13 protein-coding genes are annotated in these 14,454 nt (G+C 53.6%); 11 read left to right on the plus strand and 2 right to left on the minus strand.

The window, feature by feature from the left end:
• Positions 1-65: 65 nt before the first annotated feature.
• The gene (locus BIT28_RS02830) at positions 66-1,268 is read left to right on the plus strand and encodes a multidrug effflux MFS transporter (protein WP_075762127.1); all 1,203 of its coding nucleotides are present in this window, start codon (positions 66-68) and stop codon (positions 1,266-1,268) included.
• A gap of 75 nt (positions 1,269-1,343) precedes the next feature.
• Here BIT28_RS02830 and BIT28_RS02835 read toward each other — a convergent pair whose 3' ends face one another.
• Complete coding sequence (locus tag BIT28_RS02835; RefSeq protein WP_075762128.1) at positions 1,344-2,237, minus strand: DMT family transporter; 894 nt, start codon at positions 2,235-2,237, stop codon at positions 1,344-1,346.
• A gap of 311 nt (positions 2,238-2,548) precedes the next feature.
• Here BIT28_RS02835 and rmuC point away from each other — a divergent pair, with 311 nt between their 5' ends.
• The 9 genes from rmuC (at position 2,549) to hemB (ending at position 10,571) form a co-directional block, all read left to right on the plus strand.
• Positions 2,549-4,099: a DNA recombination protein RmuC gene (gene rmuC / locus BIT28_RS02840; RefSeq protein WP_075762129.1), complete on the plus strand. Its 1,551-nt coding sequence runs from the start codon at positions 2,549-2,551 to the stop codon at positions 4,097-4,099.
• Positions 4,100-4,172: 73 nt separating this feature from the next.
• Positions 4,173-4,928 (plus strand): bifunctional demethylmenaquinone methyltransferase/2-methoxy-6-polyprenyl-1,4-benzoquinol methylase UbiE, encoded by a 756-nt coding sequence (gene ubiE, locus BIT28_RS02845; protein WP_075762130.1) that lies wholly within the window; start codon positions 4,173-4,175, stop codon positions 4,926-4,928.
• 7 nt (positions 4,929-4,935) lie between these two features.
• Positions 4,936-5,541 (plus strand): ubiquinone biosynthesis accessory factor UbiJ, encoded by a 606-nt coding sequence (locus tag BIT28_RS02850; RefSeq protein WP_075762131.1) that lies wholly within the window; start codon positions 4,936-4,938, stop codon positions 5,539-5,541.
• Between the two features lie 6 nt (positions 5,542-5,547).
• Positions 5,548-7,182 (plus strand): ubiquinone biosynthesis regulatory protein kinase UbiB, encoded by a 1,635-nt coding sequence (gene ubiB / locus BIT28_RS02855; protein WP_075762207.1) that lies wholly within the window; start codon positions 5,548-5,550, stop codon positions 7,180-7,182.
• A 68-nt stretch (positions 7,183-7,250) separates the two neighbouring features.
• Positions 7,251-7,499: a Sec-independent protein translocase subunit TatA gene (gene tatA, locus BIT28_RS02860; RefSeq protein WP_075762132.1), complete on the plus strand. Its 249-nt coding sequence runs from the start codon at positions 7,251-7,253 to the stop codon at positions 7,497-7,499.
• 3 nt (positions 7,500-7,502) lie between these two features.
• Positions 7,503-7,841, plus strand: coding sequence for a Sec-independent protein translocase protein TatB (gene tatB / locus BIT28_RS02865; protein WP_075762133.1), 339 nt, complete (start codon positions 7,503-7,505; stop codon positions 7,839-7,841).
• A gap of 11 nt (positions 7,842-7,852) precedes the next feature.
• Positions 7,853-8,608, plus strand: a complete 756-nt coding sequence (gene tatC / locus BIT28_RS02870; RefSeq protein ID WP_075762134.1) for a Sec-independent protein translocase subunit TatC — start codon at positions 7,853-7,855, stop codon at positions 8,606-8,608.
• A gap of 70 nt (positions 8,609-8,678) precedes the next feature.
• On the plus strand, positions 8,679-9,473 hold the full coding sequence (gene tatD, locus BIT28_RS02875; RefSeq protein WP_075762135.1) for a 3'-5' ssDNA/RNA exonuclease TatD: 795 nt from the start codon (positions 8,679-8,681) through the stop codon (positions 9,471-9,473).
• Positions 9,474-9,524: 51 nt separating this feature from the next.
• Positions 9,525-10,571: a porphobilinogen synthase gene (gene hemB / locus BIT28_RS02880; protein ID WP_075762136.1), complete on the plus strand. Its 1,047-nt coding sequence runs from the start codon at positions 9,525-9,527 to the stop codon at positions 10,569-10,571.
• Between the two features lie 58 nt (positions 10,572-10,629).
• Here the strand turns inward: hemB and asnC are convergent, their stop codons facing one another.
• On the minus strand, positions 10,630-11,091 hold the full coding sequence (gene asnC / locus BIT28_RS02885; RefSeq protein ID WP_075762137.1) for a transcriptional regulator AsnC: 462 nt from the start codon (positions 11,089-11,091) through the stop codon (positions 10,630-10,632).
• A 163-nt stretch (positions 11,092-11,254) separates the two neighbouring features.
• Here asnC and BIT28_RS02890 point away from each other — a divergent pair, with 163 nt between their 5' ends.
• Positions 11,255-14,404 (plus strand): ABC transporter substrate binding protein, encoded by a 3,150-nt coding sequence (locus BIT28_RS02890; protein ID WP_075762138.1) that lies wholly within the window; start codon positions 11,255-11,257, stop codon positions 14,402-14,404.
• Positions 14,405-14,454 lie beyond the last annotated feature (50 nt).

Raw genomic sequence — 14,454 nt, forward strand, 5'->3', positions numbered from 1 at the left:
ATAAACCATTTCTGTTCATATCTCTAAGGGCTTAGACTGCCGCCATAACAAGAGAGGAAAGTCACATGAAGCCTGAAAAAACGCAGTCCGGAACAAGATTGGTCGCCCTGATGGTCACCCTTGTCCTGTTTAGCCCATTGGCTATCGATATCTACCTGCCCGCCCTGCCGGCGATGGCAGAGACCTTTGCGGTTGATGCCACCCGGGTTCAGGATACGGTGACCTGGTTTATGTTTAGCCTCGGCCTGGGACAGCTATTGGCAGGCCCGCTGGCTGACCGTTTTGGACGTCGCCCTATTGCCCTGGGCGGAGTAAGTATTTATGCCCTCAGTGCGGCGATGGCGTACTGGGCGCAGACACTGGATTTATTGCTGGTGGCTAGACTGCTGCAGGGGTTCGGTGCCTGTGCAACCTCGGTGGCTGCCTTTGCCGCCGTTCGCGACAGCTTCGGGCCTGAGCGTAGCGGCCGAATGATCAGCTACCTCAATGGGGCGATCTGCTTTATTCCGGCATTGGCACCGCTGCTGGGCTCGTGGCTGACCCATGAATTTGGCTGGCGTTCGAACTTCAGCTTTATGGCTGGCTTTGCCCTGGTAGCCGGTACCTTCCTGGCGGTCTTTTTCAAGGAAACACGCCCGGCGGAAACCAAGGCTGATGGTGTGCTGTTCAGTGCTGAACGCTATATGTCGGTGTTGCGCGAACCGGTGTTTTTGTTCCACGCCACGCTTTGTATGCTGTCGATGGCGGTGATTCTGGCCTATGTGACCTCGGCGCCGGTATGGCTGATGGTGGAGCAGGGACAGAGCATGGGACAGTTTACAATGTGGTTCGGAGTGAATGCTGTCCTGAATATTCTGGCCTGCATGGTGGCACCCAAATACATGGATAAGTTTGGTACCCGTAACACCCTAAATCTCGGTTTGCTGATGCTGATTGGCTCCGGAGCGGCGATGCTGGTACTGAGCAGCATTCATCAGGCATGGGCCTTTATGGTGCCTATCTTTATGTCGTCTTTTGGTTTTGCCTTTGTCTTGGGCTCGGCGGCAGGCAAGGCGCTGGCACCGTTCGGTGACCGTGCCGGCACGGCTGCGGCATTGCTGGGGCTGTTCCAGATGAGCGGTGCCGGCATGATGGTGAGCCTGACTCAGCGTTTGGATTTAACCCCGCCGATGCTGCTGACGCTGCAGATGTGGCTATTGGTTCCCGGCCTGTTGATCCTGTGGTCAAAGTTGGGTCGCCGCTGGCATGCTGTCGCAACAACCAGCTAAGAATACTGAATTTATAACTAGACGCCTTTTCCCTGCAGGGCGCTGGGTCTCGACAACCCTTCTATGATTTGCCTGTCACGCTGTGGCAGGTTTTTTTTTGCCTTTCCATTGCTGGATCAACAGTCCGCAGACAATCAGCACCAGCCCGGCAAGGGTCGAGGGATGGATTTCTTCGCCGATGATGGTTGCCAGCAACAGCAGGGAGATAAATGGCGAAATGAAGATCAGGTTGCTGATCCGGGCTGTGTTGCGGGTGAGTCTCAGGGCATTGAGCCACAGGACAAACGTCACGCCCATCTCAAACAGCCCGACATAGCCGACGGCAAGCCAGCCTTGCCACGGCACGCTTGGCCAGTTGCCGAGATAAAGGCTGAGGCCGATCGAAAAAGGCAGCGAAACCAAAAAGCCGAGCAATACGCCCAGTACGGGATCGGCCTGGTTCTTGGCATTGAGGATCCAGTACATGGCCCACAGCAGCGTGGATAACAGTGCCAGTGCGACTCCGGTAGGGTTATCAAACTGCAATGCCATGATATCGCCCTTGGTCGCGATCACCACTACACCCAGGTAGCCTAAGCCACAGGCTACCCAGTCCTGCTTGCGAATTTTCTGGCCGAGAAACACCGCGGCCATCAGAGTCAGGGTAATGGCCCAGCTGTAATTGAGGGGTTGGGCCTGCGAGGCTGGCAATAGGTCATAGGCCTTGAACAGGATCAGATAATAGGCAAAGGGATTGATCAAGCCGAGCAGCAGATAATAGAAAGGACGGGCCATGAACGTGCGACCAAGCAGATGTAGCTTGCCCTGAAAGAAAGCGATAATTATCAGCGCGAAAGCGGAGACCGCACTGGCTGCCACCATCATTTGGATCGGGCTGAAGAAATCAAGGGTGATCTTAAATGCCGTGGCAACCGTCGACCAGAGTAGAACTGCTGCCAACCCATATCCGAGAGCGTAACGTTCGTTCATTATTCATCCATCATCTTTTTGTCTGCTTTTATATCAGAAGTCGCAGCACGGGTTATTCATAATATTTAGGTCAATAGGCCTAGAGCGCAGTCTATTCGATTGTCGATAGCCCGACCAGATCGCGGTTTCTCAGGCTGTGACAGCAAGCCCAATCATTCTGCCTGATGGGTTGCAGCTCCCCTTTCAGGCCGCTTTACCGGCCATAATGGCTGGACATTTATCCAGTATCCACTTAGCCTTTAGCACAGAATAAATCGAGAATGAGCTCGTCTGACAGCCATCATTCTTGCTATTAATTAGGGTTGGAAATCATGATAACTGAGTGGCTCACAGGAGCGGAGCTGGCTGTTGTTGCAGCGCTGTCCGGAGCAACCGTAGCCAGTGTGATCACGGCATTATGGATGAAAGGCCGCTGGCAGCAACAAGCGCAACTGCTCCGCCAGCAGGCAGAAGCGGATGCCCGCCTGGCCCAAAGCCAGGAACAGCATTATCAGGCTCAGCTTGCAGAGCGAAACCAGGATCTCGATGAACTGGATGTCGAACGGGACCGCCTGACGTCCGAGTTGCGTCAGATGCATGCCCGTTTGGCGGCGGCATTGGAAAAAATGCGCCATTTCGAAGCGCTGAAAAATGAGAAACAGTACCTGACTGAACAGCTGGAGAATGCCCGGCTGGCTAATGCCGGGTTAGAGGCGGATCTGCGCGAGCAGGAGGCCCGTCATTTCGAAGAGCAAAGAGCAGCAGATGACAAGATTACCTTGCTGGAAAATGCCGAAGAGCGGTTGCGGGTCCAGTTTGAAAGTCTGGCCAACCGGTTGTTCGAACAGAAAACCCGAACCGTTGACGAGCAGAACAAGCTCAGCCTGGAACACCTGCTCAGCCCGCTCAAAGAGCAGCTGGAGGGCTTTAAAAAGCAGGTGACCGACAATTTCAGTCAGGAAGCCCGTGAGCGCCACACTCTGGTGCATGAGATCAATAACCTGAAGCAGCTAAACGAACAGATGGCCCGTGAGGCGATCAACCTGACCCAGGCCCTGAAAGGGGACAACAAGGCGCAGGGGAACTGGGGCGAAGTGGTGCTGGCCCGGGTACTGAGCGAATCCGGGTTGCGGGAAGGCCATGAGTACCAGACCCAGATCAGCCTGGAAAACGAAGAGGGCAAGCGCTACCAGCCGGATGTGGTTGTGCGCCTGCCACAGGAGAAGGACGTGGTGGTCGATGCCAAGATGTCGCTGGTTGCCTACGAACGTTTCTTCAATGCAGATACCAAGGCCGAACAGGAGCTGGCCCTGAGCGAGCATGTGGCATCGGTGCGAAGTCATATGCGCGGCTTGAGCCGTAAGGACTATCACCAGTTGCATGGTATTCGCAGCCTGGACTACGTGCTGATGTTCATCCCGGTCGAACCGGCCTTTCAGGCGGCAGTCGAAGCCGATCCTAGCCTGATCCGTGATGCCATGGATCAAAATATCATGCTGGTCAGCCCGACAACCCTGCTGGTGACCCTGCGTACGATCAACAACCTGTGGCGTAACGAGCGCCAGAATCAGAATGCCAAGCAAATTGCCGAGCGGGCCAGCAAGCTCTATGACAAATTGCGTTTGTTTGTTACCGATATGGAAGCCGTCGGGGCATCGCTCGACAAAGCTAACCTGAGCTACCAGGGAGCAATGAATAAATTGGCGACAGGGCGCGGCAATGTGATCCGCCAGGCTGAAAGCTTCAAGTTGCTGGGTGTTGAGGTTAAGCGGGATATCAACCCTGCTCTGGCCGAGCAGGCACAAGCAGCGGTCGCTGCCACGGAAGAAAACATACCGTCGGTATTATCGCCCGCTGCCTCGGTTGCAAATGATTTACCGTAGTGCTTTGAGCAAACCGCAGCCATCAAGTACACTAAGCCGGATAATTAAACACATATAGTATGACGGATATAGCATGACGGACACCACACAAGATACGACCCATTTTGGCTATCGTACTGTAGCCAAGGAAGACAAAGCGGATCTGGTCGCGGAAGTATTTCATTCCGTAGCCGCGAAATACGACATTATGAACGACATGATGTCGATGGGTATCCATCGGGTATGGAAGCGCTTTACCATTGATTGCAGTGGTGTTCGCCGTGGCCATCGTGTGTTGGATCTCGGTGGTGGTACGGGTGATCTGACGGCTAAGTTTTCCCGTATCGTCGGTGAAGATGGTCAGGTTGTACTGGCGGATATCAACAACTCGATGCTGAAAGTCGGTCGCAGCAAGCTGCGTGATATCGGCATCGTCGGTAACGTCGGTTATGTGCAGGCCAATGCCGAAGAGCTGCCGTTCCCGGATGATTACTTTGACTGTATTACTATTAGCTTTTGTCTGCGTAACGTGACTGACAAAGACAAGGCACTGCGCTCGATGTTCCGGGTACTGAAGCCGGGTGGCCGCCTGTTGGTGCTGGAGTTTTCCAAGCCGCAGCTTGAGCCGCTGTCTAAGGTCTACGATGCCTATTCTTTTCATCTGTTACCGAAAATGGGCGAACTGATTGCCAATGATGCGGAAAGCTATCGCTATCTGGCTGAGTCTATCCGGATGCACCCGGATCAGGATACGCTGGAAGGCATGATGAAGGATGCCGGTTTCGAGCAGACCCAGTACTACAACCTGACGGGCGGTATTGTTGCCCTGCACCGCGGCTACAAGTTCTGAGGACATTATGCCATTCGATGCTTTTGTTACCGGCGCGGTAGAAACCTCGCTAAATACCCTGTTAAAGGACGACGCCGAGAGTCAGCGTCGTTTGGGACGTCTGCGCGGCAAAGTCATTAGCGTAACCATTAATGAGTTTGGCAAGAAGCTGATCTTTATTTTCAGTCAGCAAATAGACGTACTGGCAGTCTATGAAGGTGAGGTGGACTGCGAACTTGCACTGAACCTGACCGTGCTGCCGGAGCTGCGTCAGCAGGCTAACCTGACCCAGTTGATCAAGGCCGATAAGCTGGCGCTGGAAGGAGATATCCAGCTGGCCCAGCAGTTCTCGGCATTGCTGAGCGGGCTAAAACCGGATGTGGAAGAGAAGCTGTCGCAATATACCGGTGATATTGTTGCCCACACCCTGGTCAGCGGGCTGAAAACTGGCGCGCAACGTATTCGTCAGGAAGCGAAGCGACGTCAGCGCGATTTGGCAGAAGTGATCACCGAAGAATGGAAGCTTGCGCCGCAGGCGCTGGAGATTGCCCACTTTGCCGATCAGGTCGATGATTTGAAATCGGATGTTGCCCGCTTCGAGGCCCGCCTTGATCAGCTGCTGGGGCGACGTTAAATCATGATGACCTATTCGGAGTTTAAACGCCTCTACCAAATAACCACGGTGAAGCTGCGCTACGGGCTGGATGAGTTTTTGCCTGACGACCCGCGGGTTAAAGCACCGAAAATGGCTCGCAAGTCACTGTTTTGGATCAAGAACCAGCATGCCGACAAACCGCTGGGTGTCCGCCTGAGGCTGGCGCTGCAGGAGCTGGGACCGGTGTGGATCAAGTTCGGCCAGATGATGTCGACCCGCCGGGATTTGTTTCCGCCGCATATCGCCGATCAGCTGGCGATGCTGCAGGATCAGGTTGCCCCGTTTGACGGCAAGCTGGCAAAGCAGCAGATGGAGCAGTCGCTGGGTGGACCGCTGGAAACCTGGTTTGATGACTTTGACGAAACACCGCTGGCATCCGCCTCTATTGCCCAGGTTCATACCGCGACGCTGAAATCGGATGGTCGCAAGGTCGTACTCAAGGTGATCCGTCCGGATATTCTGCCGGTGATTCAGGCCGATATTAAGCTGATGTACCGGATGGCGCGCATTTTGTCGCGGGCGTTGCCGGAAGCCCGTCGCCTGCGTCCGGTCGAGGTGGTACGGGAGTACGAGAAGACCCTGCTGGACGAGCTGAACCTGATGCGCGAGGCGGCTAACGGTATTCAGTTGCGCCGCAACTTTGAAGACAGCGAGATGCTGTATGTGCCTGAGGTATATACCGATCTCAGCAGCGAGCGCTTGCTGGTGATGGAGCGAATTTACGGCATTCAGGTCTCTGATGTCGATGCCCTGGTGGCCAATGGCACAGATTTGAAGCTGCTGTCCGAAAACGCAGTGAACATCTTCTTTACCCAGGTGTTCCGCGACAGTTTCTTCCATGCCGACATGCACCCCGGTAATATTTTTGTTGCACGAGAAAACCCGGAAAATCCGCAGTGGATTGCGCTCGATTGTGGTATCGTCGGCACCCTCAACCGGGAAGACAAGCGCTACCTGGCTGAAAACTTGCTGGCCTTTTTTAACCGAGACTATCGGAAAGTGGCCGAGTTGCACGTTGATTCAGGCTGGGTACCGAAAGACACCAACATCGATGATTTCGAGTTCGCGATCCGCACGGTGTGCGAGCCTATTTTTGAAAAGCCACTGGCTGAAATATCGTTTGGCCATGTGCTGCTGAACCTGTTTAATACCGCACGTCGCTTCAATATGGAAGTACAGCCGCAACTGGTGCTGCTGCAGAAAACCCTGTTGTATGTCGAAGGGTTAGGGCGCCAACTCTACCCGCAGCTGGACTTGTGGGATACGGCCAAACCCTTCCTGGAAGACTGGATGTCCCGACAGGTTGGACCACAGGCTGTGATTGATGGTGTTAAAAGTAGGGCTCCGTTCTGGGCAGAAAAATTGCCGGAGTTGCCGGAATTACTGTATGACAGTTTGCGCCAGGGCAATGCACTGAACCAACGGATTGATACACTCTACGACAACTTTATGGACAGTCGGCGTGATCAGAGCCTGGCAAGGTTCTATTTTGGTATAGGTGCAACCTTGGTTGTATGTTCTGCCATACTTTTTAGTAATCATATTGAAACTTATCCAGCGGTCTCGGCCGTTACGGGGGTCACGTTTTGGTTACTTGGGTGGCGTGCTTGCCGCAAATAGCAGGTAAAGTATGCAGCCTAAACATATCGTTTTTGTTATCAACCACAATTAGCTGAGGTAAAACAAGCATGGGTGGTATTAGTATCTGGCAATTGCTTATCATTGCATTGATCATTGTGCTTCTTTTCGGTACCAAGAAACTTCGCTCGCTGGGCGGTGATCTGGGTTCTGCCGTGAAGGGCTTTAAGAAAGCGATCGGTGAAGATGACTCGGCAGCCAAGAAAGACGCTGACGCGGATTTCGAGCAAAAGAAACTTGCTGATGATCAGCAGGGTGAGTCGGCTCAAAAGAGTCAGAAAGACAAAGAGCAGGTTTAACGCGTGTTTGATATCGGGTTCTGGGAGTTAATACTGATCTCGGTGGTGGGATTGGTAGTACTGGGGCCGGAACGCCTTCCCGTCGCGATCCGTTCGGTATCGCGCTGGGTTGGCGCTGCTCGTAATATGGCTAATTCGGTGAAAGATGAACTGTCGCAAGAGCTGAAAATTCAGGAATTGCAGGAGAATCTGAAGAAGGCCGAGCAGATGGGAATGAAGGACTTGTCGCCTGAACTGCGTGATTCGGTGGAAGAGCTGAAACAAGCCGCCGCGGATGTGCAGCGTCCCTATGCTGAGAAAAACGAGCACACCTCAGCAACGACTTCTCAAAAGCAGGATTAAATTACATCACTATGTCTACAGTCGAAGAAACGCAACCGTTATTCAGCCATTTGGTAGAGCTGCGTAATCGGCTGCTGCGTTCCATTTTGAGTGTCTTAGTGGTTTTTCTTGGTCTGGTCTGGTTTGCCAACGACATTTATGCGTTTTTGTCGGCACCTTTGGTCGAGCGTCTGCCCGACGGGGCGACGATGATTGCAACGGATGTGGCATCGCCTTTCTTTACACCAATAAAACTCACTTTGGTTACCTCAGTGTTTGTTGCTGTACCGATGATTTTGTATCAGGTGTGGGGCTTTATTGCACCTGGCCTGTACAAGCATGAACGTAAGCTGATCATGCCGTTGCTGTTTTCCAGCTCGTTGCTGTTCTACGCCGGGGTGTCTTTTGCTTATTTTGTCGTGTTCCCGCTCGTGTTTGGTTTCTTTACCAGCATTGCGCCGGACGGGGTACAGGTTGCAACAGACATTGCCAGCTACCTCGACTTTGTTCTGGCACTGTTTATGGCCTTCGGTATTGCCTTTGAGATCCCGGTTGCCATTATTCTGCTGTGCTGGACCGGAGCGACCGATCCGCAGAGCCTGAAGCAGAAGCGGCCATATATCATTGTGGCAGCCTTTGTGGTGGGGATGATGCTGACGCCGCCGGACATTATTTCGCAGACATTGCTGGCCATTCCGATGTGCTTGTTGTTTGAGGTTGGCTTGTTCTTCTCGCGTTTCTATATTCGCGACGGAGAAGAGGAAAACGCGGAACATGACGAGCAGTAAGCGTAATGCATGACAGAAGAACCGGCCGCTGGCCGGTTTTTTTATACAATTTTCAGAGATGGATGATCACATGATAGATATCGGGGTCAACTTGACCAATAGTCGTTTTGACAAGGATCGCGAGGCGGTGATTGAGCGGGCGAAGGAGGCTGGTGTCATAGGCCTGGTGTTGACCGGAACCTGTATCGAAGAAAGCCGTCAGGCGCAGGCGATGGCCCGCCAATGGCCTCAATATTGTTACAGTACGGCCGGGGTACATCCGCATGATGCCAAAATGGTCTCCGATTTGGCTCTGCCGGCTATCCGCCAGTTGGCGGCAGAGCCGGAAGTGGTGGCAATCGGTGAATGCGGGCTGGACTTTAATCGTGATTTCTCGCCACGGCCGCAGCAGGAAGCAGTTTTTGAGGCGCAGCTGGCCTTGGCGGCGGAGCTCAATATGCCCGTCTTCATGCACTGCCGTGATGCCCATGAGCGCTTTCTGGCCATCTTGAAACCGTGGCGTGACCGGCTTCCGGCCGCAGTGCTGCACTGCTTTACCGGTAGCGAGGCGGAGCTGAAAGAGTGTCTGGACATGGATCTGCATATTGGCATTACCGGCTGGGTATGTGACGAGCGCCGGGGCACTGAGTTGCGCGAGATCGTGCGTCATATACCGGACAACCGCCTGATGATCGAGACGGACTGCCCTTATTTGCTGCCGCGGGACTACCGGCCGAAGCCCAAGTCCAGCCGTAATGAACCTAAGTTTTTGCCGCATATCGCGTCTGTGATTGCCCAGTGTCGCAATCAGGAAACGGCTGAAGTGATTGCCCATTCTTATACTACGACTCAGGCATTTTTTGCGATCGGATCGCCCGAAGCCTGACAGAGTGGTATCATCAGCATAAAGCGAACCAACCCATACAAGGAGTATGCAGTGTCTGTATCTATCCAGGGCGCGTTTCCAGCCCGCCGTATGCGTCGCATGCGTAAGCATGATTTTAGCCGTCGTCTAATGGCAGAAAACCAGATTTCTGTGAATGATCTGATTTACCCGATGTTTATCCTGATGGGTAAAAACCGTCGTGAAACGGTGGAGTCAATGCCTGGCGTTGAACGCCTGTCTATTGATCTGATGCTGGAGGAAGCGGAGTATCTGTCAAAGTTGGGTGTACCGGCGATTGCATTGTTCCCGGTGATTTCGCAGGATTTCAAAAGCACCTGTGCCGCAGAGGCGTATAACCCGGAAGGCTTGGTACAGCGTGCTGTCCGCCTGCTGAAAGAGCATGTGCCGCAGATGGGGGTGATCACTGATGTGGCACTGGATCCGTTTACGATTCACGGTCAGGACGGCATTATTGACGAGACCGGCTACGTGATGAATGACGTGACGACCGAGGTGCTGATCAAGCAGGCCTTGTCACATGCCGAAGCTGGTGCCGATGTGGTTGCACCGTCCGATATGATGGATGGTCGTATCGGCGCAATCCGTGAAGCCCTGGAAGAGGCGGGTTACATTCATACCCAGATCATGGCCTATTCTGCCAAGTATGCCTCGAACTACTATGGCCCGTTCCGTGATGCGGTCGGCTCGGCAGGTAACCTCAAAGGTGGTGACAAGAAGACCTATCAGATGGATCCGGCCAACAGCGATGAAGCTCTTCACGAAGTGGCCATGGATGTCAACGAAGGGGCAGATATGGTGATGGTGAAGCCGGGTATGCCGTATCTGGATGTGGTACGCCGGGTGAAGAGTGAGCTTCAGGTACCGACGTTTGCCTATCAGGTATCAGGCGAATACGCGATGCACATGGCGGCCATCCAAAACGGCTGGCTCAAAGAGCGCGAGACAGTATTGGAATCGCTGTTGTGCTTCAAGCGTGCCGGTGCTGACGGTATTCTGACCTACTTTGCCAAGCCGGTTGCCGAGTGGCTGGCTGAAGAGGCGGCCTCCCGCCAGGCAGACAGCGACAATAAAGCCTAAGACTCCACGGAGTATTGGCTAGCCACAGGGGCGGGATAGGAGTATCTCGCCTCTTGTTTTATGGCTGTACGTTGCGGTTGATGGGGTTCTGCAGCGAAATCAGGGTCTCGGTAGACTGCACCTCATCAATCGCCTGCAGCTTGTCGATCAGCACATACTGCAGCTCCTCAATCGACTTGCACATCAACTTGACGAAAATATTGTACGCGCCGGTGGTGTAATAGGCTTCGACGACCTCGTCCAGCTCGTTGAGCTTGGCAAGAGCCGAATGATAGTCACGGGCGGCATTTAGATTGATACCGATAAAGCAGCAGACGTCATAGCCGAGCAGCTTCGGGTTTACGACCACTTCGGTACCGGTAATAATTTCGGCTGCCCGCATTTTTTCCACCCGGACATGCACCGTGGCAGGGCTGACATTGAACCGCTTGGCCATTTCTGCATAAGGGATCCTGGCATCATTCATCAGGGCGTTGAGGATATCGCGATCTAAATCGTCTATCCGTGGTGGCTGGGTCATGGTTTTGTATTATCCCTTGTTTATCCGATACAGCTCATATCTTATACTGAGCTGGCTTCAGTATCGAATAATCAGACTTAATTGCGCTGTATTTAGACAGCTGCGCCGGCAGCTAGGCCTGCGCATTCGATGGACTTTGACGATAGGGATATTTCTACGTTCTATGCGCTTTCTAGCTTTGTTTTTGGTGCTGCTGGTGGCACCTGCCTATGCCCATGTTTATGCCCAGGTCAAAGATACCCTGGTTATTCATTCCTACCACCAGGGCATGCAATGGACGGATTCGTTGCAGGCAGGGCTGGAGTCAGCCTCGAAGCCGCATGATATTCCCCTTCATGTCAGCTATATGGACAGCAAACGCTATCAGTCTGAAAGTTACCTCAATGAACTGCTCGATATCTACCGGGCCAAATTGACCCGGGAAAAGTACCGGGCAATTGTGGTGACGGATGATCATGCCTTGTGGCTGGTGAATCAGCTGTCTGAGGAAGTGGGCGAGACGCCGGTATTGATGGTGGGGATCAATAACTACCAGCCAGAGAAACATGATCAGTTGTCGCAGGTTGCGGGTGTGCTGGAAGTGAACAACCCGGTAGACAATATTTCCCTGGCCCTGTCGCAGCAGCCTGACTTAAAGCAAATCTATGTGATAGCTGACGAGACCTATACCGGACAGGCGATGTGGCAGGAGATCAATGACTACCAGACACTGAACCCGTCTGATTTGGACGTGCACCGATTTACCCCCGGTAAGTTTGACGACATCTTTTCACGTGCCGCACAACTGCCTGACCAGTCTGCGATTATCTACTTAAGCTATTACTTTGACAGTAATGGCGAGTATATGGGAAGCCGCGCTTTCGTTGATGCGCTGACCAAGGTTGCCTCGGCACCTGTATATGCTTCCTACCGTTACTTGCTGGAGCATGGTGTGGTCGGGGGCGTCATGAGCAGTGGCTATGAGCAGGGGCAGCAAATCGGCCAGATGCTGGTGGCGGTTATCGATGGCGAAATCAGCGAGCTGCCGATGTTTACCTATAGTGCGGGCAAGGAGATGTTTAACCACCAGGTTTTACAACGCTGGGGGTTGGGCGTGCCGGATGATGTGGTGGTGATCAATAAACCGCAGAGCTGGTTTGAGCGCTATAGCAAAGAGCTGCGGGCGATTACCGTGGCTGTGGTGATTATGGGCGCAATCATTGTTTTTCTTAGCTTGATCATTCGCCGGCTACGCAAGAGCGAGCGCAAACTGCAACAGAGCCGGGCCCTATTTGAAGGGGTGTTTGATCAGAGCTTTCAGTATATCGGCATCCTTGATTATAACGGGGTGTTAATTTCGGGTAACCTGGCTCTCCAGAACCTGGTCGGTCGCTCAATTATCAAATATGACAGCCCGATGTGGCGCTGGCACTGCTGGGATCAGGATACGGTATCTCGCCTGAGCAAGGCCTTTTATGCCGCCTGGCAGGATCAGCGGGTCCGCTTTGAGGTCGAGGTCCAGAGTAGTGAGGACGGCCGGCGGGTATTGGATATTGCAATGAAGCGTATGCCGGAGTCGGTCGGTGAGGCGGAGCAGTTGCTGTTTGAGGCCCGTGATGTGACCTCCCGTCACCAGATGGAAGAAAAGCTGCGTGAGCGGGAAGTCAGTTACCGTCTGCTGTACGAGCAGCAGCCGGTTATCCTGCTGGCTGTTGATAGTCAGGCTCGCATTCAGTCGGTTAACCAGTTTGCGGCCGATCTGCTGGGCTACAGCAAGCGTCAGATGCTGGGGCATAAGGTAACGGATTTCTATTTCGATGATGTGCCGTTGCCGCAGCAATATATCTCGGGGGTTCGTGAGAGCAATGCGCAAAAGGTCTGGCGCCGGCAGCTCAGGTACAAATGTGCTGACGGCCATACCGTCTGGATCCGCGAGACGATTCGTCCTACCCAGTCAAAACTTCAGCTGCTGCTGGTTGGCGAGGATATTACTTCGACCCGTGAACTGGAGGCGCAGCTGGAGTATCAGGCCTGCCATGACTACCTGACGGACTTGTTTAATCGCAACCATTTTGAACAGCAGCTGGAAGAGGTGTTGCTCGAAGCCAGGGAGCTGGAAGCCCGGCATGCCATGCTGTATATCGATCTTGACCAGTTCAAGGTGATTAACGATACCGCGGGCCATGAAGCCGGTGATGAAGCGTTGAAGCAAGTAGCCCTGTTGCTGCGGGGGATCACCCCGGAGAAGGCTACGCTGTCTCGGCTGGGGGGCGATGAGTTTGCCATCATACTGCGTCACTGTAGTTCAGATGAGGCGGTGCAGTTTGGTAATGAAATTCTGCACCTGCTGGAAGAGGCTGAGTTTTACTGGCAGAACTCCCGGTTTAGCTTTAGCGGCTCGATTGGGATCCGGCTTATCGACGAGACGGCCGGTTCGACACAGCAGGTTCATGCCCAGGCGGATACCGCTTGTTATGCGGCCAAGGACGAGGGACGAAACCGTCTGCACCTTTACCATCCGGATGACGAAGAGCTCAAGCGCCGTGAGCTGGAAATGGAGTGCGTTAACCTGATCCGCAAGGCACTGGCCGAGAAGCGGCTGGAGTTGCACGCCCAGCAAATAGCCCCGCTAACCTCCACGAGTAACAAACAGCATTACGAGATCCTAGTCAGGATCCGCGAAAGTGACGGCTCCATGATATCCCCCGGGCTATTTATGCCTGCGGCTGAGCGTTATAACCTGGCACACCTGATTGACCGCTACGTGGTCAATGCTGTTATTGACTGGCTTGTCGCCCATCCTGAGGCGGTCGAGCAACTGGAGCTGTGCTCGATTAACCTCTCTGGGCAGTCGATGGGCAACCGGGACTTTATCCAGTTCATGGTGGAGAAAATCAGTAGCTCCGGCCTGCCGACCAACAAGCTGTGTCTGGAAATCACCGAAACGGCGGCCATCGGCAACATGAGCGAGGCGATACTGCTCTTTACCCAGCTGAAGTCATTGGGCTGTCTGATTTCGCTGGATGATTTCGGATCCGGGCTGTCTTCGTTTGGCTACCTGAAGCGGATGCCGGTGGATATTATCAAGATTGACGGCATGTTTGTGCGTGACATCGCTGACGACGAGATGGATTATTCCATGGTGAAGGCCATCAATGAGCTGGCGAAGAAAATGGGCAAGCAGACTGTGGCCGAGTTTGTCGAAAACGAAGCTATCCTCACGAAGCTTGATGATCTCGGTGTCGACTATGCTCAGGGGTATCTGTTTGGCAAACCGCAGCCACTGGCCGATCTGGTGAGCGAGTTGCGCCAATCCTCGGAGGCAGTGGTATAATCTTGCCCCTTATATCCCCAGATCGCTCGGTGCGAGCCGTATCGCCGGGG

The sequence above is a fragment of the Photobacterium proteolyticum genome, from assembly GCF_001939735.1.
GTDB classification, from domain to species: Bacteria; Pseudomonadota; Gammaproteobacteria; order Enterobacterales; family Vibrionaceae; genus Photobacterium; species Photobacterium proteolyticum.

Coding starts and splice junctions, on each gene's coding strand:
- rmuC (WP_075762129.1), top strand. CDS start 2,549: ATGATAACTGAGTGGCTCACAGGAGCGGAGCTGGCTGTTGTTGCAGCG.
- asnC (WP_075762137.1), bottom strand. CDS start 11,091: ATGACCCAGCCACCACGGATAGACGATTTAGATCGCGATATCCTCAAC.
- BIT28_RS02830 (WP_075762127.1), top strand. CDS start 66: ATGAAGCCTGAAAAAACGCAGTCCGGAACAAGATTGGTCGCCCTGATG.
- tatD (WP_075762135.1), top strand. CDS start 8,679: ATGATAGATATCGGGGTCAACTTGACCAATAGTCGTTTTGACAAGGAT.
- tatC (WP_075762134.1), top strand. CDS start 7,853: ATGTCTACAGTCGAAGAAACGCAACCGTTATTCAGCCATTTGGTAGAG.
- BIT28_RS02890 (WP_075762138.1), top strand. CDS start 11,255: ATGCGCTTTCTAGCTTTGTTTTTGGTGCTGCTGGTGGCACCTGCCTAT.
- BIT28_RS02850 (WP_075762131.1), top strand. CDS start 4,936: ATGCCATTCGATGCTTTTGTTACCGGCGCGGTAGAAACCTCGCTAAAT.
- ubiE (WP_075762130.1), top strand. CDS start 4,173: ATGACGGACACCACACAAGATACGACCCATTTTGGCTATCGTACTGTA.
- BIT28_RS02835 (WP_075762128.1), bottom strand. CDS start 2,237: ATGAACGAACGTTACGCTCTCGGATATGGGTTGGCAGCAGTTCTACTC.
- tatA (WP_075762132.1), top strand. CDS start 7,251: ATGGGTGGTATTAGTATCTGGCAATTGCTTATCATTGCATTGATCATT.
- ubiB (WP_075762207.1), top strand. CDS start 5,548: ATGACCTATTCGGAGTTTAAACGCCTCTACCAAATAACCACGGTGAAG.